Below are 22,313 nucleotides of genomic sequence, written 5' to 3' on the forward strand. Positions count from 1 at the left end.
ATATATCTATATATAACTTGCATACTGTAGTAAATTGTGATAATATTTTTACTAAATATTAATAAAAATTGTAATGCTTTTGAGAACTTGTATTTTAATTTAAAGTACAATGTTAAAAATGGAAGAAGGCATAAGATATATTATGGGGACTTAGAAAATGTATTTTTGCCGTATTAGGAAGCCATCGGCTTAGCTGATGGTATTTATTAACAATTTTAAAGGGGGCATGGCATCATGAATTCTAGTAATGAATTTCCTTCAAAACAGGGCTTGTATGATCCTGATTTTGAGAAAGATTCTTGCGGAGTTGGATTTATAGCAAATGTAAAGGGTGAAAAAACTCACAGTATAGTAAAACGTGGTATTCAGATTTTAGTTAACTTGACTCATAGAGGAGCAGTTGGTTCTGATACAAAAACTGGAGATGGAGCAGGTATACTTGTCCAAATTCCAGATGAATTTTTTAGGATAAATTGTGATAATTTAGGTATTGAACTACCGCAGCCGGGAGAATATGCAGTGGGAATGGTATTTTTCCCTAAGGAGACAGCTCTAAGACTGCAGTGTGAGGGAATAATGGAAAGAGTTGCAGAAAGAGAAGGCCAGAGGGTTTTAGGATGGAGAGATGTACCTACAGACAATAGAAGTATAGGCGAAACTGCAAGGGGAACCGAGCCCATCATAAGGCAGATATTCATAGGAAAAAATGCAGAAAATCAAATTGAGTTTGAAAGAAAGCTGTATGTAATAAGAAAAGAGGTAGAAAATAAAGTAAAAGAGGTATTAAAGGAAGCTGCAAGAGTTTTTTATGTATGCAGTCTTTCCAGTAGGACGGTAGTATATAAAGGGCTGCTTTTGGCGGATCAGATAAAAAAATTTTATATTGATCTCAATGATATAAATTTTAAAAGTGCCATTGCACTGGTGCACCAGAGATACAGTACAAATACCTTTCCAACCTGGGATTTGGCCCAGCCTTTTAGGTATCTTGGTCATAATGGAGAAATAAATACCATAAGAGGAAATAGAAACTGGATGAGAGCCAGAGAAGGTGTGCTTAGATCCAGGACCTTTGGTAAAAATATCAAAAATCTTTTTCCAATAATAGATGCAGGCGGAAGTGATTCTGCTTCTCTTGACAATGTGCTGGAGCTTTTGTACCAGGATGGAAGATCTCTTCCACATGCGCTTATGCTTCTAATACCTGAAGCTTGGGAACAAAATTGCAGCAGTAAACAGTATAAAAGATCTTTTTATGAATATCATGGTTCTCTAATAGAACCCTGGGATGGACCTGCAGCTGTTTCATTTTCCGATGGTATTCAGGTAGGTGCTACTCTTGATAGAAATGGGTTGAGGCCTGCCAGATATGTAATAACCAAAACGGGATTTGTGGTACTTGCTTCAGAGGCTGGAGTGCTGGAATTTAAAAATGAAGATATTCTGGAAAAGGGAAAATTAAAGCCTGGTGAGATGTTTTTGGTGGATACAGCCAAAGGTAAAATTATAAAGGATGAAGAGTTAAAGGAAAATATATGTAAAGCAGAGCCTTATGAGAAAATATTGAACAAATTGAGATTTAATCTGGATATGTTTGATACTGTTGTGGAAAAAGAACAGATAACCCCGGAAGTATTAAAAGAGAAGCAACAGGCTTTTGGATATACTCTTGAGGATCTAAGGAGAATACTTATGCCCATGTCAGTTGAAGGCAGGGAACCGGTAGGCTCTATGGGAAATGACACGCCTCTGGCTGTGCTTTCAAATAAAAACCAGCTTCTTTTCTCTTATTTTAAGCAGCTTTTTGCCCAGGTGACGAATCCTCCTATAGATCCTATAAGAGAGAGACCGGTAATGTCTCTTCTGAACTATATAGGATCCCCTCAAGCCAACATACTAAATGGCGAGATTGCAAAAGATCCATTTATAGAGATTAAAAGTCCGGTTCTGACGGATGAGGAGATATCAAAGATAAAAAGCTTGAGAAATGAAGATTTTAAAACCACTACAGTTCCAATTACTTTTAAGTGTGATACGGGAATAGAGGGTTTTAAAGCAGCTCTTGATAAAATATGTGAAAGAGCCTCCAAGAGGATAAAGGAAGGATATAATATATTGGTATTGAGTGATAAAAATGTAGATTCATATGAAGCGGCAATTCCTAGTCTTTTAGCGGTTTCTGCAGTACAGCATTACCTGATCAGGGAAAAGACCCGTACAAAAGTTTCAATTATTGTGGAAACGGGAGAAGCAAGAGAAACCATGCATTTTGCCCTTCTTGTAAGTTACGGGGCTTCAGCAGTAAATCCATACCTTGCATATCAAACTATAGATCAGATGGTGAGAGATGGAGATGTAACTGGGATAGATATGAATACGGCAAGAAAAAATTATATACAAGCTGTAAATCAGGGCATATTGAAGATACTTTCAAAAATGGGAATATCCTCTCTTCAGAGTTATCATGGAGCACAGATATTTGAAGCCATAGGCTTGAACTCGGAGTTTGTGGACAAATATTTTGAAGGCACACCTTCAAGAATAGGCGGAGTTGGAATTGATGTAATAGCCAGTGAGGTACTGTCAAGACATAAAAATGCTTTTAATAAGATAAGAAAACCTGTTTCGCAGCTTGATGTAGGAGGAAATTATTCATGGAGAAAAGGGGGAGAATTTCATCTTTTCAATCCTGAAACCATATATAAACTTCAAGTTGCAGCCAGGACCAACAGTTATGATGTATATAAAGAGTATGCAAAAATTATAAATGAGCAGGACAAAAATCTGTGTACCATACGTGGACTGTTAAAATTTAAAAAAGGAAATAGTATTCCCCTGGAAGAGGTGGAGCCTGTAAGTGAAATACTTAAAAGATTTTGTACAGGAGCAATGTCCTTTGGATCCATAAGTAAAGAGGCCCATGAGACCATAGCTATAGCTATGAACAGAATAGGTGGGAGAAGTAATACTGGAGAGGGAGGTGAGGATCCACAAAGGTATAAACTGGATCCTAATGGAGATTCTAGAAGAAGTGCTATAAAGCAAGTGGCTTCAGCACGTTTTGGAGTTACTACAGAATATCTGGTAAATGCAGACGAGCTCCAGATAAAGATAGCACAAGGGGCGAAACCTGGTGAGGGCGGTCAACTTCCAGGAAAGAAAGTTGATAAGTATATTGCACGAACTAGACATTCTACTCCGGGAATAGATCTCATTTCACCGCCGCCCCATCATGATATTTATTCTATAGAAGATCTATCACAGCTCATATATGATTTGAAAAATGTAAATCCTGAGGCGAATATAAGCGTAAAATTGGTTTCTGAAGTTGGAGTGGGAACAATTGCGGCCGGAGTTGCAAAAGCTCATGCCGACTTAATACTGATTAGCGGTTATGATGGTGGAACGGGAGCAGCGCCGCTTTCATCTGTAAAACATGTTGGAATTCCCTGGGAACTTGGCCTATCTGAGACTCAGCAGGTACTTTTGCTGAATAATTTGAGAAGTAGAGTTAGGCTTCAAACTGACGGACAGTTAAAAACTGGTAGGGATGTAATAGTTGCAGCACTGCTTGGAGCTGAAGAATTTGGATTTGCAACTACAGTTCTTGTGACCATGGGGTGTGCTATGCTCAGGAAATGTCATTTAAATACCTGTGATATGGGTATAGCCACGCAGGATCCAGAGCTCAGAAAGCACTTTAGGGGTAAGCCTGAGTATATAATAAACTTTTTGACTTTTATTGCACGGGAAGTAAGAGAATATATGGCTGAACTTGGATTTAAAACCATGAACGAAATGATAGGAAGGGTAGATATGCTGGAGACAAAGGAAGCGGTCAATCACTGGAAAGCCAAGGGACTGGATCTGTCGGCTATCTTGTATAAGCCATATATGCCGAAGAGAATTAAATCCTATTGTGTGATACCTCAGGATCATGGATTGGACGATGCATTGGATTATAAAATTATTCAGATGGCTGAAGGGGCCATAAATGATAAAATAAAAGTTTCCGCAACCATGGAAATAAAGAATGTAAATCGTGCTGTGGGATCTATGCTGAGTGGTATAATTGCTAAAAAATATGGAAGCCGCGGTCTGCCTGAAGATACAATTGTACTCAATTTTAAAGGATCCGCAGGACAGAGCTTTGGTGCCTTTGGAGTAAATGGACTTACTCTGATACTTGAAGGTGATGCCAATGATTACGTGGCCAAAGGGTTATCAGGAGGTAAAATAATCATTAAAACACCTAAAAAGTGCACTTTTGCAGCAGAGAAAAATATAATAGCCGGAAATACTATTTTATATGGAGCTACTTCTGGAAAAGCTTTTATAAATGGCAGCGTAGGGGAAAGATTTGCAGTGAGAAACAGTGGAGCTACGGCAGTAGTTGAAGGTGTAGGAGATCACTGCTGTGAATATATGACTGGCGGAACAGTAGTTATCATAGGTAAAACTGGCAAGAATTTTGCGGCTGGCATGAGCGGTGGTGTGGCTTATGTTTTGGATGAGCATGACTCCTTTTATGACAGGTGTAATTTACAGATGGTTGAAGTAGAAAAGATTTCAGATAAACAGGATATGGATACGATATATAAATTAGTACAGGAGCATTATGAATATACAGACAGTTTGAAGGCAAAAAATATATTGAATGAATGGGATGCCTATAAAAAGAAATTCAAAAGAATAATACCTGAAGCATACAGGTCCATATTGCAACAGACAAAAACAGAAGCAGTTGCTGCTTCTAATATGTAGAGGGGGCAGCATTATGGGAAAAATAACTGGTTTTAAAGAATATAAGAGAGAAAATCCTGAAGAACGTGCTATAGAGGAAAGAATTAAAGATTATAGGGAAGTATACTACAGATTGTCTGAAGATAAGCTCAAGATTCAAGCGGCCAGGTGTATGAACTGTGGGACTCCTTTTTGTAACTGGGGCTGTCCTACTGAAAATATAATCCCGGATTGGAACGATTTCGTGTATAGAAATAACTGGAAAAAAGCTTTTGAAAGGCTCATTCTTACCAATAGCTTTCCTGAATTTACAGGGAGGGTATGTCCAGCTATCTGTGAGGGTGCCTGCACTCTTGGGGTAAATAGGGAACCGGTGTCCATAAAGGAAATAGAATTGAATATAATAGAGAAAGCTTTTGAAGAGGGGTGGATAAAACCCAATCTTCCAAAAGTAAGAACTGGAAAAAAGGTGGCTATAATAGGCTCGGGCCCTTCAGGACTTTCAGCAGCGTCAGAACTCAATTCAGTGGGACACTCAGTTACTGTATTTGAGAGAGAAGATGAGATAGGAGGGCTCTTAAGATACGGAATTCCTGATTTTAAACTTGAAAAACACATATTGGATAGAAGAATAAATATAATGAAAGAGGAGGGCATAGATTTTAGAATAAGTGTTTATGCAGGCAGAGGAAAGTATTCTGCTGATAAATTGATTGAGAATTTTGATGCAGTAGTTCTAACGGGAGGCTCTACTGTTCCAAGGGATCTTAAAATTCAAGGAAGAGAACTCAAGGGAATACATTTTGCAGTGGATTTTCTGAAACAGCAGAATAAAAGAGTTGCAGGCAAGAAATTAATTGAAGATGAGATAAATGCAAAGGGAAAAATTGTAGTTGTCATAGGCGGAGGAGATACAGGTTCCGACTGCATAGGCACTTCCATAAGACAGGGTGCCAAAGCTGTTTACCAGTATGAGCTGATGCCAAGGCAGCCATTGGTAAGAGATGAAACCATGCCCTGGCCTACTTTTCCCAAAACTCTCAAAGTCACAACATCCCACGAGGAAGGCTGTATAAGAAAATGGTGCATAAGCACAGAGAGATTTGAAGGCAAAGATGGGTGGGTGAAATCTCTTCAGGGGATAAAAGTTAAATGGAAGAAAGAAAATGGCAGGATGAAGATGACAAGTATATCCGGTACGCAGTTTAATCAAAAAGTTGACTTGGTTCTTCTGGCCATGGGTTTTATCCATCCCCAACATGAAGGATTGCTAGATGATATTGGTGTAGAATTTGATGCAAGAGGAAACGTGAAGACAGATGAAAATTATATGACCAGCAAAAAAGGAATATTTGCTGCCGGAGATATGAGACGCGGTCAGTCACTGGTAGTTTGGGCCTTAAAAGATGGAAGAAAGGTAGCACGGCAGGTTGATCGTTACCTTATGAATGAGACATCTTTAAGGGGATAATGACGGATATAAATCTAATAATTGTATATTTAAAAGATTAAAATAAATGCAACAAAAATCACTTAAAAAGTTCTGGATAACTCAGACTTTTTAAGTGATAAATAAAAAACTTATTTTAGTAAATTTACAAAAATAATACAACACTAAATAAAAAAGTATATGTTAAAAGATAGCATGATTTTAGATATAGCAAATTTTCAACTGTCAGCGAAAATCACCATTATCTGTTTACTGCCAATTGCAAATTGTACATTGAATAGACAATGATAGCCTGCAGGTAAAATGAAAAATACAGGAATATATAAATATTCAATTGGTTTTAATTATATACACTGATAATTTTGAATAAAATAATTGATTAAATAGATGATTAGTATAAAAATATGGTATAAAAAAAGCAGACAATCTTCCTTATGGAGCGAAAGTCTACCGCGGTACCACCCAAATTATTACTCATACGTCTAACGGCTGTGCCGGCATAGCTTACTTTATACAAATTTCAGCATGCAACTCAGGAGTGATTTTCAGCAACTTTAGCTTCTGGGTTCTCACCAAATCCCCATTCTCTTAAAGCATATTTTTGCCTACTCTTCTCCGTCAAGGTTTTTTATATTTATTGCATATACTATACTATAAAAAAATAGGCATGTCAACAGCTAGTTCTAAAATAGAAAATTTATTTTTTGTATATAATGTAGGAAAAAATAATGCTGAAAAAAAATAAAATTTTTGTAAAAAAACTCTTGACATTCTGAGAATGAAGGATTATTATCGTCACATACACTAAATTTTGATTAAGTAAATTGTTAAAAAGATTTGTATTTTGTATAATATAGAGTATAAAGACAATGATGAGGAAGAGTAAATAGGGAATATTTTTTAGAGAGTGAGATTTTGGTGGGAACTCATAAATACAACTATTGAAGGTAGCCTTTAAGTTGTGAGCTGAACTTTGAGTAGGCTTTACCGGTAATACCGTTATTATTCTGAGTAAAAATTTTGGGTGGTACCGCGTGACCAAACTTCTCGCCCCAAGGAGAGAATGTTGGTCATTTTTTTATACAAAATTTTAGGGTTTCTGTTTTTGATTTAGCTATATGTTTGAATTAAAGCAAAGAGTAGAGGTATGCCAAAATTAATAGTCATAAAATTTGCAATAGTCATAATTTTTGCTTAATTAAATAAGGGGAAACGGCAAAAATAAAATTATCTGGGAGGAAAAATATTATGGAAAAATTAAAAGTTTATTATGATGAGGATGCTAATCTTGATCTTTTAAAAGGAAAAAAGATAGCTGTTTTAGGTTTTGGAAGTCAGGGACATGCACAGGCTTTAAATTTAAAGGACAGCGGTCTTAATGTGATAGTTGGATTGTATAAGGGCAGTAAATCCTGGAAAAAAGCTGAGAATTATGGATTCAAGGTATATGAAACAGCTGAAGCTGTTAAACAGGCTGACATTGTAGCAGTCCTTATTCCGGATGAAAAACAAAAACAGGTCTATGAGGAAAGCATAAAAGATAATTTGTCGGAAGGAAATGCACTTTTCTTTGCTCATGGATTCAACATCCACTTTAACCAGATAGTTCCACCTAAGAATGTGGACGTACTTATGATTGCACCTAAGGGACCAGGACATATAGTTAGAAGAGAATATACACTGGGTGCTGGAGTTCCATGTCTCTATGCAGTATATCAGGATTTTACAGGAAAAGGAAAAGATATTGCACTGGCTTATGGCAAAGGAATTGGAGGAACAAGGGCAGGTGTCATGACCACTACATTTAGAGTAGAGACAGAGACAGACTTATTTGGAGAACAAGTAGTACTTTGTGGAGGAATTGTTGAACTTATAAAGGCAGGTTTTGATACCCTTACAGAGGCAGGATATGCTCCGGAAAATGCATATTTTGAATGCATGCATGAGATGAAGATGATAGTTGATCTGATGTACGAAGGTGGAATAAATAAAATGAGGTATTCCATCAGTGATACTGCAGAATATGGAGATTATAAAATTGGAAAGAGAATAATAAATGAAAATACAAGGGCTGAGATGAAAAAAGTTCTTGGAGAAATCCAGGATGGAACATTTGCGAGAGACTGGCTGCTTGAAAATCAAACAGGAAGACCAAAGTTTACTGCAAGAAGAAGGCTGGAGCAAAATTCCACCATCGAAAAAGTTGGCAAACAACTCAGATCTATGATGCCTTGGATAAATGAAAATCCGGATAATGAATAATTTGATGTAAATATGGTATTTGGGGGCTGTCACTGTCTATTCTCTATTTTGGAGAAGCTGGGGAGCTTTGACAGATGTCAGCTTTCGTATAAATAAAAAGGGGCTTTTAAATAATATAGGTACGTGAGGTAAGAAATAAGCAGTATAAGGCTTTACAGAGAGCGGGACAGAGGTGAGAACCTGCAGGCCTAAACTGTTTATATAATATAGTGGATTTTAATATAGGAGATAGTTCGGTAATATGAGTTTGAGGAGGAATTTTCAAAATGAGAAGCGATTTAGCAAAAAAGGGAATCAAAGGTGCACCGGCTAGGGCACTTATGTATGGAATGGGATTTACAAAGGAGGAAATTGAAAAGCCTTTAATTGGAATAGTAAATTCACAAAACGAAGTTGTTGCAGGACATATGCACCTGGATGAAATAGCGAGAGCAGCTAAGCTGGGGGTGGCCATGGCCGGTGGAACATCTATGGAATTTCCTGCAATTGCAGTTTGCGATGGAATAGCCATGGGACATATAGGTATGAAGTATTCACTTCCGTCAAGAGAACTTATAGCGGATTCAATTGAAGCAATGGCACTGGCTCACGAATTTGACGGACTTGTTTTAATACCAAATTGTGACAAGATAGTCCCTGGAATGCTGATGGCAGCTGCAAGACTCAATATACCGGCTGTTGTGGTAAGCGGAGGACCTATGAGAGCAGGCAGATTGAATGACAGAACACTGGATTTCAGTACATGTATAGAGCAGGTAGGGGCCTGCAGTGACGGTAAAATAACAGAAGAGCAGCTGGAGGAAGAGGTTAAAAGATCATGTCCAGGGTGCGGATGCTGTTCCGGACTATTTACGGCAAACAGCATGAATTGTCTTACCGAAGTTCTTGGAATGGGGCTTCCTATGAATGGAACTGCACTTGCCCAGACCGGGGAGAGAAATCAGCTGGCAAAATATGCAGGTATGTACGTTATGGATTGCGTGAAGAATGACAGAAAGCCAAGAGACATAATGACTTTAAGCGCATTTAAGAATGCCATAACTGTGGATATGGCTATGGCAGGTTCAACCAATACGGTTCTTCATCTTCCGGCAATTGCACATGAAGCAGGTATTACACTTGATTTGGATTTGTTCCATGAAATAAGTAAAAAAACTCCCTGTCTCACAAAATTAAGTCCAAGCGGGAAGCATCATATGGAGGATCTGCATATGGCAGGCGGAATAGAAGCCATTATGAATGAACTTTCAAAAAAAGATCTGATAAATGAAGATGCATTGACTATCACGGGAAAAACCGTAGGTGAAAATATAAGAAATTATAGGGTACTTGATTATGAGGTCATAAAACATATAAATGAGCCTTACAGCAGTGAAGGTGGAATAGCAATATTAAGGGGAAATCTTGCACCTGATGGGGCAGTAGTTAAAAAATCTGCAGTAGCACCGGAGATGCTGGTACATGAAGGACCCGCAAGAGTATACAATTCAGAAGAGGAGGCGGTAAAGGCCATTTTCGGAAATGAAATAAACAGAGGGGATGTAATTGTAATAAGGTATGAGGGACCTAAAGGAGGGCCTGGAATGAGGGAAATGCTTTCACCTACTTCTGCAATAGCAGGCATGGGACTTGACAAGGATGTGGCCCTTATCACAGATGGAAGATTTTCAGGAGCCACAAGAGGAGCATCTATCGGACATATATCTCCAGAGGCCATGGAAGGCGGACTGATAGGTCTTGTAGAAGAAGGGGACACCATATTTATAGATATCACAAACAAAAAGATAGAATTGAAAGTGAATTCTGCAGAAATTGAGAAGAGAAAGAAGAAGTATGTAAAACCTGAGCCCAAAATAAAAACAGGATATTTGTCCAGATATGCAAAGTTAGTAACTTCTGCTAATACCGGGGCGATACTCAAATAGACGTGGAAGGAGAAAATTAGTTGATTAAAAAAATAAGTACCATTTGCAATAAATATTTTGCACTTTTAGTTATAATAATTGCCATAATAGCTTTGATGAGGCCTAATACATTTTTATGGGTGGTCCCCAGAGTGTCACTCTTGCTTGGAATCATAATGTTTGGAATGGGAATGACTCTAAAGAAAGAAGATTTTAAAGAAGTTTTCACAAGACCCAAGGATGTACTGGTGGGTATCATAGCACACTACATTATAATGCCGGCTGTAGCTTATGCATTGTGTGTATTTTTAAAATTACCAAAGGATATTGCAATTGGTGTAATACTTGTAGGGTGCTGCCCAAGCGGTACTGCATCCAATGTAATGTGTTTTATAGCAAAAGGTGATTTGGCACTTTCGGTGTGTATAAGTTCCATATCCACAATTTTAGCTCCTATTTTTACACCGGCTCTTATATTGTTATTGGCAGGAAAATGGGTTGACATACCTGCTGCGGCACTGTTTGTTGATATTTCCAAAATAGTGATACTGCCTATTGTTCTTGGAGTTGTCTTCAATAAGGTTGCAGGCAAAACGGCTTCCAGAGTGGTAAATGTATTACCTATTGTCTCGGTGATAGCCATAGTTTTAATAGTTGGCGGAGTTGTAGGAGCAAATTCCAAAAAGCTTATTACTACTGCTGCAATTGCCATAGGAGCTGTTGTACTTCACAACTTGTTTGGTTTCTTGTTTGGATATCTGGCTGCCAAGGCAATGAAAATGGATTATGCAAAAAGAAAGGCAGTTTCATTCGAGGTTGGAATGCAGAATTCGGCTTTAGGTGTTTCACTTGCCATGAACTTTTTTTCTCCTGTGTCAGCCATACCGGCGGCAATATTCAGTGTATGGCACAATATTTCAGGTCCCACTCTGGCGAGTTACTGGGCCAGTAAATTCAAAAAAGTGGATAAATAGGTTCTGCAATTTTGGTTATGCACAATAGGCAAATATTTTTACTTATTGTGCATAAAAAATATATTGAACTTTCTTATAAAGGGAAGAAAACAGAAAATATACGAGGAGATATAGATATGAAAGTTGCTGAAGCAATCATCCAATGTTTAAAAAAAGAAAATGTGAAGGTGGTATTTGGGTATCCAGGTGCTACGGTTATTCCCATGTATGAGGCTTTGAGAAAATCAGATATTGAACATGTACTTGTAAGGCAGGAGCAGGCGGCAGGTCATGCAGCCAGTGGATATGCCAGGGCTACCGGAAAAATCGGAGTTTGTATTGTAACGTCAGGGCCAGGTGCTTCAAATATTATTACAGGCATTGCTGCTGCTTACATGGATTCGATTCCAATGGTTATTATTACAGGACAGGTAAAATCTACATTGATTGGGAGGGATGTTTTTCAGGAATTGGATATTACAGGGGCTACTGAGTCCTTTACAAAATATAATTTTCTTGTGAAAAAGTCGGAGTATATACCTAAAATTATAAAAGAGTCATTTTATATAGCTCAAACCGGAAGAAATGGTCCGGTACTTATAGACATACCTGTAGACATAATGGATGAAGATATTGATGATTTTCAATATCCAAAAACCGTGAATATAAGGGGGTACAAACCAACTATAGAAGGACATCCTGGACAGATAAAAAAAATAGTGAGTAGAATTAAAATCAGTAAAAGCCCTCTCATATGTGTGGGTGGAGGTGTTATTCTTTCTGAAGGTGAAAGGCAATTGAGAGAATTTATAGAAAAATCCCATATACCTGTTGTTCATACACTAATGGGAAAGGGCGCGATGAATGAGGAAAGTGATTACTATATAGGTATGATAGGAACCCATGGTTTTGATTATGCCAATAGGGCCGTAGATAATGCAGATGTTTTAATACTCATTGGAACTAGAGCCTCAGATAGAACGACTTGCGGCATAAGTCAATTTGCAAAAAAAGCAGATATAATTCATATAGATATTGATCCTGCTGAAATAGGTAAAAATTTAAATGTAAACATTCCAGTAGTAGGAGATATAAAAAATATTTTAGAGAAATTATCTGAAAGAATATGCCCTTTAGATACAACACAGTGGATGTGCAAAATAAGAGGATGGGAAAAAAGTATGCAGTCCCAAAGGAGGGGCACGGAGAAGGTAAATCCCAGATATGTTCTTGACAATGTATCTCAAGTATTGGAAAAGGATGCAATTTTAACTGCAGATGTAGGACAGAATCAAATTTGGTGTGCACGTAATTTTAAAATTATAGGCAAAAGAAAATTTCTCACTTCTGGAGGCCTTGGCACCATGGGCTACTCTATCCCGTCGGCTATTGGGGCAAAAATAGGATGCCCTAATAAAGAAGTGGTAGCCTTTGTTGGTGATGGTGGTTTCCAGATGAGTATGTTTGAGCTTGGTACTATTTTGGAAAGAAAGATAAATATAATTATAGTGCTTTTCAATAATTCAGGACTTGGATTGGTTAGGGAAATTCAAAGGAATAACTGCCTTAAAGAGTTTGAAGTTAATTTTAAATACAACCCGGATTTTATTAAACTGGTGGAATCCTATGGATTGCCAGCGAAAAGAGTAAGAAATGATGATGAATTTAAAGAAGCTTTTCAGGAAGCATTGCATTCAGACAGGGCTTTTTTAATAGAATGTATGGTGGATCCAGGTGAAAGTACATTTTAGAAGGGAGTTGAGCAGCATAAAAAGATATGTACTGTCAGTATTAGTGGAAAATCATTCTGGGGTCTTGAGTAAAATAGCTGGACTCTTCAGCAGAAGAGGGTACAACATACACAGCCTTACTGTAGGGGTTACAGGAGACCCTAAAATATCAAGGATGACTATTGTCTCATTGGGGAATGATCATATATTTGAACAGATAAGCAAGCAATTAAACAAATTGATTGAAGTTATAAAAGTAATAGATCTGACGGATACCCAAGCTGTTTACAGGGAATTGTGTCTGGTGAAGGTATCTGTGGATTCAAACAGTAAATTAATTGTTATGGAAATTGTAAATGCTTTTCGAAGTAACGTAGTGGATATGGATGAAAAAAGCCTTACAATTGAAACAACTGGTGATGAAAAAAAGATATCTGCTTTTATTGATATTATGAAGTCATATGGAATTAAGGAAATTGTACGTACAGGACTTACGGCTATTTATAGGGGAAGTAGATTGGAAAATGATGTAAAAGTGATATAAAATCGAACACTGTTCAAAAAAAAGACGCCGTTTAAGACGTAATATGATAGAAAAATGAACACAAAATTTAAAGGGGTAGGAATGTACAGAAAAACCGGGTGTTAATTTTTGGCATATATATTGTTGTATGATATACTGTATGTATTGTTTTTTAAAACATATAGTATTAATAAATTGGAGGAATTAAAATTATGGAAAGATTTACGCTGCCAAGGGATATTTATTTTGGCAAAAATTCATTAGAGCATTTAAAGGATTTAGATGCTAAAAAAGCTGTAGTGGTTGTAGGCGGGGGATCTATGAAAAGATTTGGTTTTTTAGGCAGGATAGAATCTTATTTAAAGGAAGCAAATATACAGGTTAAGCTTATTGAAGGAGTAGAACCGGATCCATCCGTTGATACTGTCATGAAGGGTGCCAGGATCATGAGTGAATATAAACCGGATTGCATAATAGCAGTAGGTGGAGGATCACCTATTGATGCTGCTAAAGCCATGTGGATATTTTATGAATACCCTGATTTTACCTTTGAAGAAGCAGTGGTTCCTTTCGGGATTCCTAAATTAAGGCAAAAAGCAAAATTTGTAGCCATACCATCTACCAGCGGAACAGCAACTGAAGTAACTTCATTTTCAGTTATAACAGATTATAAGACCAAAATAAAATACCCTATGGCTGATTTCAATTTAACCCCGGATGTGGCAATAATTGATCCCGAACTTGCGGAGACCATGCCTAAAAAACTTACGGCATATACTGGAATGGATGCATTGACCCATGCAATAGAAGCTTATGTAGCAAGCTTGCATTCTGATTTTTCAGATCCGCTTGCACTTCATGCTATAGAGATGATTAACAAATACTTATTGAAATCCTATAAAGGAAATATGGAAGCAAGAGGGCATATGCACATAGCTCAATGTCTGGCAGGAATGGCATTTTCAAATGCACTTCTGGGAATAACACACAGTATGGCGCATAAAACCGGTGCAGTTTTTCATATACCACATGGGTGTGCCAATGCTATATTTTTACCCTATGTAATAGATTTTAATAAGGGTGCTTGTCCAGAGAGATATGCAGATATAGCTAGAGTTCTTAAACTTAAAGGAGAAAATGACAATGAACTGATAGATTCATTAACGGCAATGATTCGAAATATGAACAGGAATATGAATATTCCTCTCACATTGAAGGATTACGGAATTAGTGAGAGTGATTTCAAGGAAAATCTTGATTTTATATCTCACAATGCAATGGAAGATGCCTGTACTGGGGCTAATCCTGCAAAGGTAACCGAAGATGAAATGAAAAAACTTTTCCAATATATATATGATGGGAAAAAAGTAGATTTTTAATATTCAGTTTTAGAGCAGCGGATATATATTTAGCCGCTGCCCTTTGCCGTAAAATTTGTTTGCTGAATTCTATCTGGTGATAGAATTTCTTTTTTGAATAATTTTTATTACCAGACAGCATATGAAAAATAACAGTAAAGCTTTCAAGTAAATGGGAATACTTTTCTTGAAAAGTTCCTGTTTTGATAAATCAGAATAGATTTTATAACTTTTAGAGAAATTTCTTTCTTTTATAGTCAAATCACCTAATGGGACCTCACCCTTTAAAGCTTTTGAAGTGGTATTTGAAAGATTTATGTTCCTCTTTAGCTCCTTTTTATTGAGGTCATTAGCATAATAGGTTACATTTTCTTTAATTTTTATAGGAACTTTTATATTTATATAGGGACCTGTAAAATACAGAGGTCTGTATTTTACAATCTCTTTTTCAATTATGGAATTCTTTTTATATAAAATACTTCTTGGCTCATTATAACTCCAGTTTATTATTTTTTCCATATCATTGAATACATAGGTATCTTTAGGATCGTATATTGAGTTCATTACTACTCCTAATATCTGTCTTCCGTTTCGGCTGTATATAGCCACAAGACACCTCCCAGCAGGTACTGTGTACCCAGTCTTGCCTGCAATACAGCCGTCTTTTCCCAATAGCTTGTTTGTATTTTTAATGGGGAAAGTAAGTCCACTGGAAGTTTTTACTGTAGTCTGGTAAGTTCCCATGGTATTTTTTATCCAGGAGCTTTTAAAGGCCTCTCTTGCAATTATGCTCATGTCATAGGGCGTAGAATAATGATCTGGATTATGCAGGCCATTTGGAGTAACAAAATGGGTGTTTTTCAAATCAAGTTTTTTTATATATTCATTCATTTTTTTGGAAAAATCACTTGCATTTTTGGATATATTTTCTGCAATTACATAGGCCAGATCGTTGGCTGAGTGCATCAAAAGCCCGCTCATTACATCCTTTGCAGTCATTGAATCTCCTACCTTAATAGGATGGATGTCTTTATTTAAAGAAGAAGTGGGTTGATTTTTGGCATCCTCAGTATAAGCCAGCATATCCTTTGGCTTTTTGTTTTTTTCAAGCAGAATAGCTGTGAGAAGTTTTGTAGTACTGGCTGGATACACTCTTGTATCAGGGTTTTTTTCATATATTATTTCATTTGTTTGCATGTCTATTGTTATAGCCGCTTTTCCGTAAATGTCGGGTTTTGGATTTTTAGTTAAGTCAGCAGCAGATACTTTGTAATTTAAAGAAAATATAAATATGAAGAGATATAATAGTATGTTTATTCTATGCTTCAAAGTGCATCACTCCACTTGTCCAAAATTTATCCGAACGCTACCAGTGTTAATACTTCAACTTCTTAAAGCTCACGATAAGCACTGCTATGCGCCGGGATAAGTTCTTCTAAAGTTCAGATGGAGTAAGTATTCTTTATAAGCAAACTCTATCTGAACTTAAGAATCACTTGATATGTATATTTTATCTAAAACATATTATATAATTAATTATGACATTTTAAAGTATATCATTAAGAAGTGTATTTTACAATTGAGAACTATTGTATTCTAGGAGGTATTGATTTGATAGAAAGAATTGAGCATATATTTAGAGGTAGAAAAGGAAAAATTATGGGGGATTTTAGTAAAAGCGCAGTGGCAATTCCCCTTTGTGAAGAAGAAAAAAGATTAGATATAATTTTTGAAGTAAGGGCCTTAAATTTAAAGCATCAGCCGGGGGATATATGTTTCCCGGGAGGAAAAATGGAAAAAGGTGAAACTCCTCAGGATACGGCTGTGAGGGAGACCATGGAAGAATTAAATTTAAAAAGAGAAGATGTAGAGGTTATAGGTGAAATGGATTATGTTGTAACGCCCTATAATTTTATAATGTATCCCTTTGTATGCAAGGTGAGTAAGAAGAATATAATTCCAAGCAAAAGTGAAGTGGATCATATCTTCAAGGTGCCTTTAGAATTCTTTATGGAAAATACTCCTCTTGTCTATGAAATGCCTGTGGTTTCAAAACCTGGAAAGAAATTTCCATACAAGCTTGTGGTAAACGGGAAAAACTATAAATTTAGAAGTGGAAAAATAACAGAATACTTTTACCAGTATAGGGAATATGTAATTTGGGGATTTACAGCCTATATAGTAAAAAAATTTGCAGATATGATAAAAAGCAATTTTTAAAGGACTATGAGGATATGAAAAATGAAGATTTTCGACTTTTGCCGAAAATCTTCCAAATAATAAATTGAGCTGAACCTATTCATCGTAGGTATCAGAATATTTTCCAAGTAAGTGATGTTTTAAATCCCAAAGCTTTTTGGATAGATCTACATAATAATGATGGGGATTTTCAAACCTCAGTGTTTCAGGCCAAAGTTTAGAAGTTTCCTCTTGTACTAGAGCTTTAATATCTCTTACATCTGGACTTTCATATATAAGGTGTCCCTTGTCAAATATTTTTACCATCAATTCTTTAACATAATAATTTTTTATTTTTTTCCTTTTCCAGGTAAACACAGGATCAAATATTTCCAGAGGCTTATCTGTATCTATTTTTTCATCATGTAAAGCCACCAAATCTGCAATGGCTTTATTCTCCTCTTTATTGTAAATTCTATATATTTTTTTAAATCCAGGATTGGTTATCTTTTCTTCGTTTTCACTTATCTTTATTTTAGGTATTATATTTTCATTTTCATCCTCTATAGCGGATAATTTATATACTCCTCCAAATACAGGCTCCGATTTTGCAGTTATCAACCTTTCACCAACGCCAAAAGAATCTATACAGGCACCCTGGCTAAGTACATCTCTTATGATGAATTCATCCAGAGAGTTTGAAATAACTATTTTTACCTCTGAAAGACCAGCTTCATCCAATATCTTTCTGCATTTTTTGGTCAAATAGGTTATGTCGCCGCTGTCAATTCTTATGCCCTTTGGTTTGTAACCGTTGGGGATCAAAAATTCTTTGAAAACCTTTATTGCATTGGGTAAACCTGATTTCAGTACATTGTAAGTATCTATTAAAAGTATACAATTATTTGGATATACTTTTGCCCAGGCTTTAAAAGACTCGTATTCAGAAGGAAATAGTTGTATCCAACTGTGGGCCATAGTTCCAACAGCTGGTATTCCAAACATTTGGTCAGCTATAGTACAGGCTGTGGAACTACAGCCGCCTATAACTGCAGCTCTGGCACCATACATTGCTGCATCGGGACCCTGGGCTCTTCTAGAGCCAAATTCCATTACAGGTCTTTTGCCTGCAGCTTTACAAATTCTATTTGCCTTTGTGGCAATCAAGGTCTGGTGGTTTATAGTCAAAAGTATCATGGTTTCAAGGAACTGGGCTTGAATGGCAGGACCTCTTACAGTTACAAGAGGTTCACCGGGAAATACTGGATTTCCTTCTGGTACAGCCCACACATCACAGGAAAATTTAAAATTTTTAAGATAATTTAAAAATTCTTCTGAAAATTGTTTTTTGGTCTTTAGATATTCTATGTCTTCCTGGGAAAATTTTAAATTTGATAAGTATTCTATAATCTGCTGAACTCCAGCCATAATGCAATATCCTCCATTGTCCGGGATACGCCTGAAGAACATGTCAAAATAAGCTATTTTATTTCCCATATTGTTTTCAAAATACCCATTACCCATGGTGAATTCATAGAAATCTACCAGCATAGTAAGATTCCTTCCATTTGTAATGTCAAAATTTTTCGAGCTTTTCATAATAAAAATCTCCTCTATTTATGTTTTAATTTGGGTAATTGTGAACAAAATTATGTATATACATATTGTAATACTTAACATAAAATATTACAAGGATTATGGGATTCAATAGGTTGATTACAAATGTGAGGAGTAGATGCAATGGAATATAATTTAGATATAAATCAAATAAGGGCGGTACATAGTGAGCTAAAAAATGTAATGATCTGTGCGCCACCGGGTTCAGGCAAGACGACGGTTATTATAAATAGGGTGAATTATTTAATAAACACTAAAAAGGTTGATCCAGAAGACATATTGGTGATAACTTTTACAAGATCCTCTGCTTTTGACATGAGAAACAGGTATTTATCAATTTCAAATACAGAAAATATACCTTTCTTTGGAACTTTTCATTCTCTGTACTATAATATACTGAAAAAATACAGAGGTAAAATAGAAATGATATCATTGCCAAAAGCATGTCAATTAGTCAAAAATGTACTCGTATCATATTTGAATTCCATAGGTGATGAAAAAGTAAAAGAAATTTTAAATGATATATCTCTTTTAAAAAATACAGGATATAATATAAAAGACTTCAAGAGTAAATCAGACAAGACTGTATTTGTGGAATGTTTTAATAAATATGAAGAATATAAGGCAGTAAATGGTTTAATGGATTTTGACGATCTTCAATTGAAAGTTAAAAAAATTTTTCGAAAAGATAAAAACATTTTGGACTATTACAGAAAAAAATTCAAATATATACTGGTGGATGAATTTCAGGATTGTGACAAAGTGCAGATAGAAATTTTACAATTAATCGGCAGGTATAATTATCTGTTCGCAGTGGGAGATGAAGATCAATGTATATATTCCTTTAGAGGTTCCAGGCCTGACAGCATGGTGGATTTTAAAAAATACTTTCAAGATGGAGAAAAGCTTTTTTTAAAAATAAATTATAGAAGTGCAAAGAATATAGTTGAAATGTCCAAAAGTGTTATATATAATAATAAAAATAGAAATTTGAAATCTATTTGCAGTAGTAGACAGGAAAATGGGGAAATTGGTTTTAAGATATTTCCAAGAGAAAAAGAACAGGCTTACTATGTGGCAAAATCCATAGAGAAGCTTGTAGATAAAGGTAGATATGGACACAAAGATATTGCCGTACTTTATAGAACCAACATAGAATCAAGAATTCTAATAGATGCCTTTTTGAAATACAATATAAAATTTAAATTGTTGGATGTACAGTATAATTTTTTTGATCATTTTATATGCAGGGATCTAATAGCGTATTTTAAATTTTCTGTAGATATGTGTGATAAAGAAAGTTTTATGTCTATTATAAATAAACCTTTTAGATATATAGGAAGGGTAAACATAGAAAAGGTGAGAAGAAACAAAGTAAGTGAAAACTGCTTTGAAATTTTAAGAAAAATAGATGATATTCCCATTTTTCAGCTTAAAGTTCTGGATGATCTTCAGAAAAAGATGAAAAAACTGAACAAAATAAAATTAAAGGATGCTGTGGAATTCATATTAAATAAGGTGAATTACCTGGATTACTTAAAAGTTTACTGTAGTAAATCAAACAGAGATTTGGAAGAATTTCAGCATATCTTACGCGAATTCAAAGCTTCTTGTGAGGATTTTGACACAATAGATGAGTTTTTAGATCATGTAACTAAGGTGAAAAACACTATAGAGCAGAGTGCTAAAGAAAAAGACAGGGTCATATTAAGTACAATTCATGGTGTGAAGGGAATGGAATTTAAAAATGTATATATAGTAAACTGCAGTGAAGGACTTTTGCCCCATGAGAACAGCATTGAGAATAATCTCGAGGAAGAAAGGCGCTTATTTTATGTGGGAATTACAAGGGCCATAGATAATTTGAGTTTGTGCTGCAGCAGTACCATAAGGGGAAAAACAGTTCAGGTGTCCAGATTCATAAAGGAGTGCGGTATATTTAGTACATATGATTATGCTGAAAAGTTGCATTTAAAAATAGGAGATGCTGTAGTTCACAAATTATACGGAGGAGGAAAGATAGTCGATAAAAAATATAATTCCATAAGTATACTATTTTACAATAATATAGAGAGGGAATTTAAATGCTGTGCACTTTACAGCAGCCAATTGATAGAGAAAAAACAAAAAGCTTTGTAGTAAACAGTATAAATATTATGTAAATTAAAATAAAATGTAAACTAAAAGGAGAAATATATAATGACAAAAGCAGCAACTAAAACAGGAACAGATCCGACAGCACTTGTAGCTATTGAACAATATTTTCCTGAAACAGAGCGTATTATCGACGATAACTTGGCAGATCAAATACTACCCTCTGGAAGAGGTTTTTTATGGATGATGCATCTTAACTCAGTTAGAAATTGGATGGTGCGAATTACTGAGAAAAACTTTCCTGGTCTCTGGAGCTGTATGATGTGTAGAAAACGGTATATAGATGAAGAGCTAATAGATTCAGTCAATAAGATCGGAGCAGTAGTGAATTTAGGAGCTGGATTTGATACTCGTGCATATAGATTGAAAGAGCTTTCTGATATTCCCGTTTGGGAGCTAGATCAACCCAAAAACATTGAAGCTAAGAAGATTCAACTTGGCAAAGTGTTCGAAACTATTCCATCACATGTAAAGCTTGTTCCAATAGACTTTGACCATCAAGATATAAACACTAAATTGAAATCTCATGGGTATTTGGCAGATAAACGAACATTTTTCATATGGGAGGGTGTTACACAATATTTAACTGAAGAAGGTATTAGATCAACATTTGACTTTCTTTCAAAAGCTGCACCGGGAAGTCGTCTTGTTTTCACGTATGTTCGTAAGGATTTTATTCAAGGTCAATCTAAGTATAGATGGGACAAGATATATGAAAAATATGTGATAAATAAGATCTGGATTTTTGGAATGGAGCCGGTAGAATGGCCTAATTTTCTAAAAGAATATGGATGGCGGGTGATTGAGGATATAGGTTATGATGAAATGGCTGAGAAATATGTTGTACCTACTGGTAGGAAACTGGCTTCAACTCAAGTAGAGCGGATGATTTATACAGAGAAGCTGTGATACGTTCTAGAGTCCTACAAAAGAGCCTATCTGTATTCTATGACAAAGGCCTCATCTGTAAAAGGTGAGGTCTTTTAACTCTATTCAAATTATCTATAAATATGAATCAAGTTAACGCGAAAATAATATTGCTTTTTAATTGCTTTCCATTGCTTTTTCGATACTTGAAATAAAGTCACTAGCTTTTATATCTAAACTTTTGCAGATTCTAAAAATGATGTTTAAAGTTGGATTTCGCTTCTGGCGTTCAATCATGCTGATATAGGTTCTGTCAACATTACATTCATGTGCAAGATCCTCCTGAGATAATCCACATTTTATTCTGCGGTTTCTTAAAGTTATAGCAAGTGCATTTTCTAATGTCATGTAAACCACCTCTCGGATTTAATTTTAAAAAAAATGTTACAAATTGTCTTCATACTATAATCTACAACAAGCGATTTTTGTGATATAATTTAAAAGTGTTTTGCAATAATTTGTATAAATGTTAAACTTTAATTGTTATTTATAAGAAAGGCAGGTTGAAATTTAC

At 35.7% G+C, this 22,313-nt stretch carries 14 protein-coding genes and 2 other annotated features; of the genes, 11 read left to right on the plus strand and 3 right to left on the minus strand.

Annotated elements, in window-relative coordinates; genetic code table 11:
• Nucleotides 1–234: 234 nt before the first annotated feature.
• The 8 genes from gltB (at nucleotide 235) to J5G60_RS01820 (ending at nucleotide 14,944) form a co-directional block, all read left to right on the plus strand.
• Entirely contained in the window at nucleotides 235–4,764 is a 4,530-nt protein-coding gene (gltB, locus tag J5G60_RS01785) for a glutamate synthase large subunit (protein WP_150355680.1), read from the plus strand.
• Nucleotides 4,765–4,777: 13 nt separating this feature from the next.
• The gene (locus tag J5G60_RS01790; protein WP_150355679.1) at nucleotides 4,778–6,214 is read left to right on the plus strand and encodes a glutamate synthase subunit beta; all 1,437 of its coding nucleotides are present in this window, start codon (nucleotides 4,778–4,780) and stop codon (nucleotides 6,212–6,214) included.
• Nucleotides 6,215–6,625: 411 nt separating this feature from the next.
• Nucleotides 6,626–6,824 (minus strand) — a binding site (T-box leader).
• Between the two features lie 229 nt (nucleotides 6,825–7,053).
• Nucleotides 7,054–7,251 (plus strand) — a binding site (T-box leader).
• Nucleotides 7,252–7,441: 190 nt separating this feature from the next.
• Entirely contained in the window at nucleotides 7,442–8,455 is a 1,014-nt protein-coding gene (ilvC, locus tag J5G60_RS01795; protein WP_150355678.1) for a ketol-acid reductoisomerase, read from the plus strand.
• A gap of 266 nt (nucleotides 8,456–8,721) precedes the next feature.
• Nucleotides 8,722–10,380: a dihydroxy-acid dehydratase gene (gene ilvD / locus J5G60_RS01800; RefSeq protein WP_150355677.1), complete on the plus strand. Its 1,659-nt coding sequence runs from the start codon at nucleotides 8,722–8,724 to the stop codon at nucleotides 10,378–10,380.
• Nucleotides 10,381–10,400: 20 nt separating this feature from the next.
• Nucleotides 10,401–11,333: a bile acid:sodium symporter family protein gene (locus J5G60_RS01805; RefSeq protein WP_229981607.1), complete on the plus strand. Its 933-nt coding sequence runs from the start codon at nucleotides 10,401–10,403 to the stop codon at nucleotides 11,331–11,333.
• 116 nt (nucleotides 11,334–11,449) lie between these two features.
• On the plus strand, nucleotides 11,450–13,063 hold the full coding sequence (gene ilvB / locus J5G60_RS01810) for a biosynthetic-type acetolactate synthase large subunit (protein ID WP_150355676.1): 1,614 nt from the start codon (nucleotides 11,450–11,452) through the stop codon (nucleotides 13,061–13,063).
• A gap of 16 nt (nucleotides 13,064–13,079) precedes the next feature.
• Nucleotides 13,080–13,586 carry an acetolactate synthase small subunit gene (gene ilvN / locus J5G60_RS01815; protein ID WP_207707987.1) on the plus strand — a complete coding sequence of 169 codons (507 nt, stop codon included), beginning with the start codon at nucleotides 13,080–13,082 and terminating at the stop codon, nucleotides 13,584–13,586.
• A 191-nt stretch (nucleotides 13,587–13,777) separates the two neighbouring features.
• A complete protein-coding gene (locus J5G60_RS01820; RefSeq protein ID WP_150355675.1) occupies nucleotides 13,778–14,944 on the plus strand; it encodes an iron-containing alcohol dehydrogenase in 1,167 nt (388 codons plus the stop codon).
• Nucleotides 14,945–15,013: 69 nt separating this feature from the next.
• On the opposite strand, the gene J5G60_RS01825 is transcribed toward J5G60_RS01820, so the two are convergent.
• Complete coding sequence (locus tag J5G60_RS01825) at nucleotides 15,014–16,252, minus strand: D-alanyl-D-alanine carboxypeptidase family protein (protein ID WP_150355674.1); 1,239 nt, start codon at nucleotides 16,250–16,252, stop codon at nucleotides 15,014–15,016.
• A 282-nt stretch (nucleotides 16,253–16,534) separates the two neighbouring features.
• Here J5G60_RS01825 and J5G60_RS01830 point away from each other — a divergent pair, with 282 nt between their 5' ends.
• Nucleotides 16,535–17,143 carry an NUDIX hydrolase gene (locus tag J5G60_RS01830; protein ID WP_150355673.1) on the plus strand — a complete coding sequence of 203 codons (609 nt, stop codon included), beginning with the start codon at nucleotides 16,535–16,537 and terminating at the stop codon, nucleotides 17,141–17,143.
• Between the two features lie 75 nt (nucleotides 17,144–17,218).
• Here the strand turns inward: J5G60_RS01830 and J5G60_RS01835 are convergent, their stop codons facing one another.
• Nucleotides 17,219–18,700, minus strand: a complete 1,482-nt coding sequence (locus J5G60_RS01835; protein ID WP_150355672.1) for a nicotinate phosphoribosyltransferase — start codon at nucleotides 18,698–18,700, stop codon at nucleotides 17,219–17,221.
• 141 nt (nucleotides 18,701–18,841) lie between these two features.
• On the opposite strand from J5G60_RS01835, the gene J5G60_RS01840 reads away from it, so the two are divergent.
• Together J5G60_RS01840 and J5G60_RS01845 are read left to right on the plus strand one after the other, a co-directional pair.
• Nucleotides 18,842–20,857, plus strand: coding sequence for an ATP-dependent helicase (locus J5G60_RS01840; protein ID WP_150355671.1), 2,016 nt, complete (start codon nucleotides 18,842–18,844; stop codon nucleotides 20,855–20,857).
• 60 nt (nucleotides 20,858–20,917) lie between these two features.
• Nucleotides 20,918–21,781, plus strand: a complete 864-nt coding sequence (locus tag J5G60_RS01845) for an SAM-dependent methyltransferase (protein WP_150355670.1) — start codon at nucleotides 20,918–20,920, stop codon at nucleotides 21,779–21,781.
• Between the two features lie 135 nt (nucleotides 21,782–21,916).
• On the opposite strand, the gene J5G60_RS01850 is transcribed toward J5G60_RS01845, so the two are convergent.
• Nucleotides 21,917–22,147, minus strand: a complete 231-nt coding sequence (locus J5G60_RS01850; RefSeq protein ID WP_150355669.1) for a helix-turn-helix domain-containing protein — start codon at nucleotides 22,145–22,147, stop codon at nucleotides 21,917–21,919.
• Nucleotides 22,148–22,313: the final 166 nt, after the last annotated feature.

Origin of the sequence: Clostridium sp. HV4-5-A1G (assembly GCF_900184915.1) — a bacterium.
GTDB lineage: Bacteria > Bacillota > Clostridia > Clostridiales > Clostridiaceae > Clostridium_B > Clostridium_B aromativorans.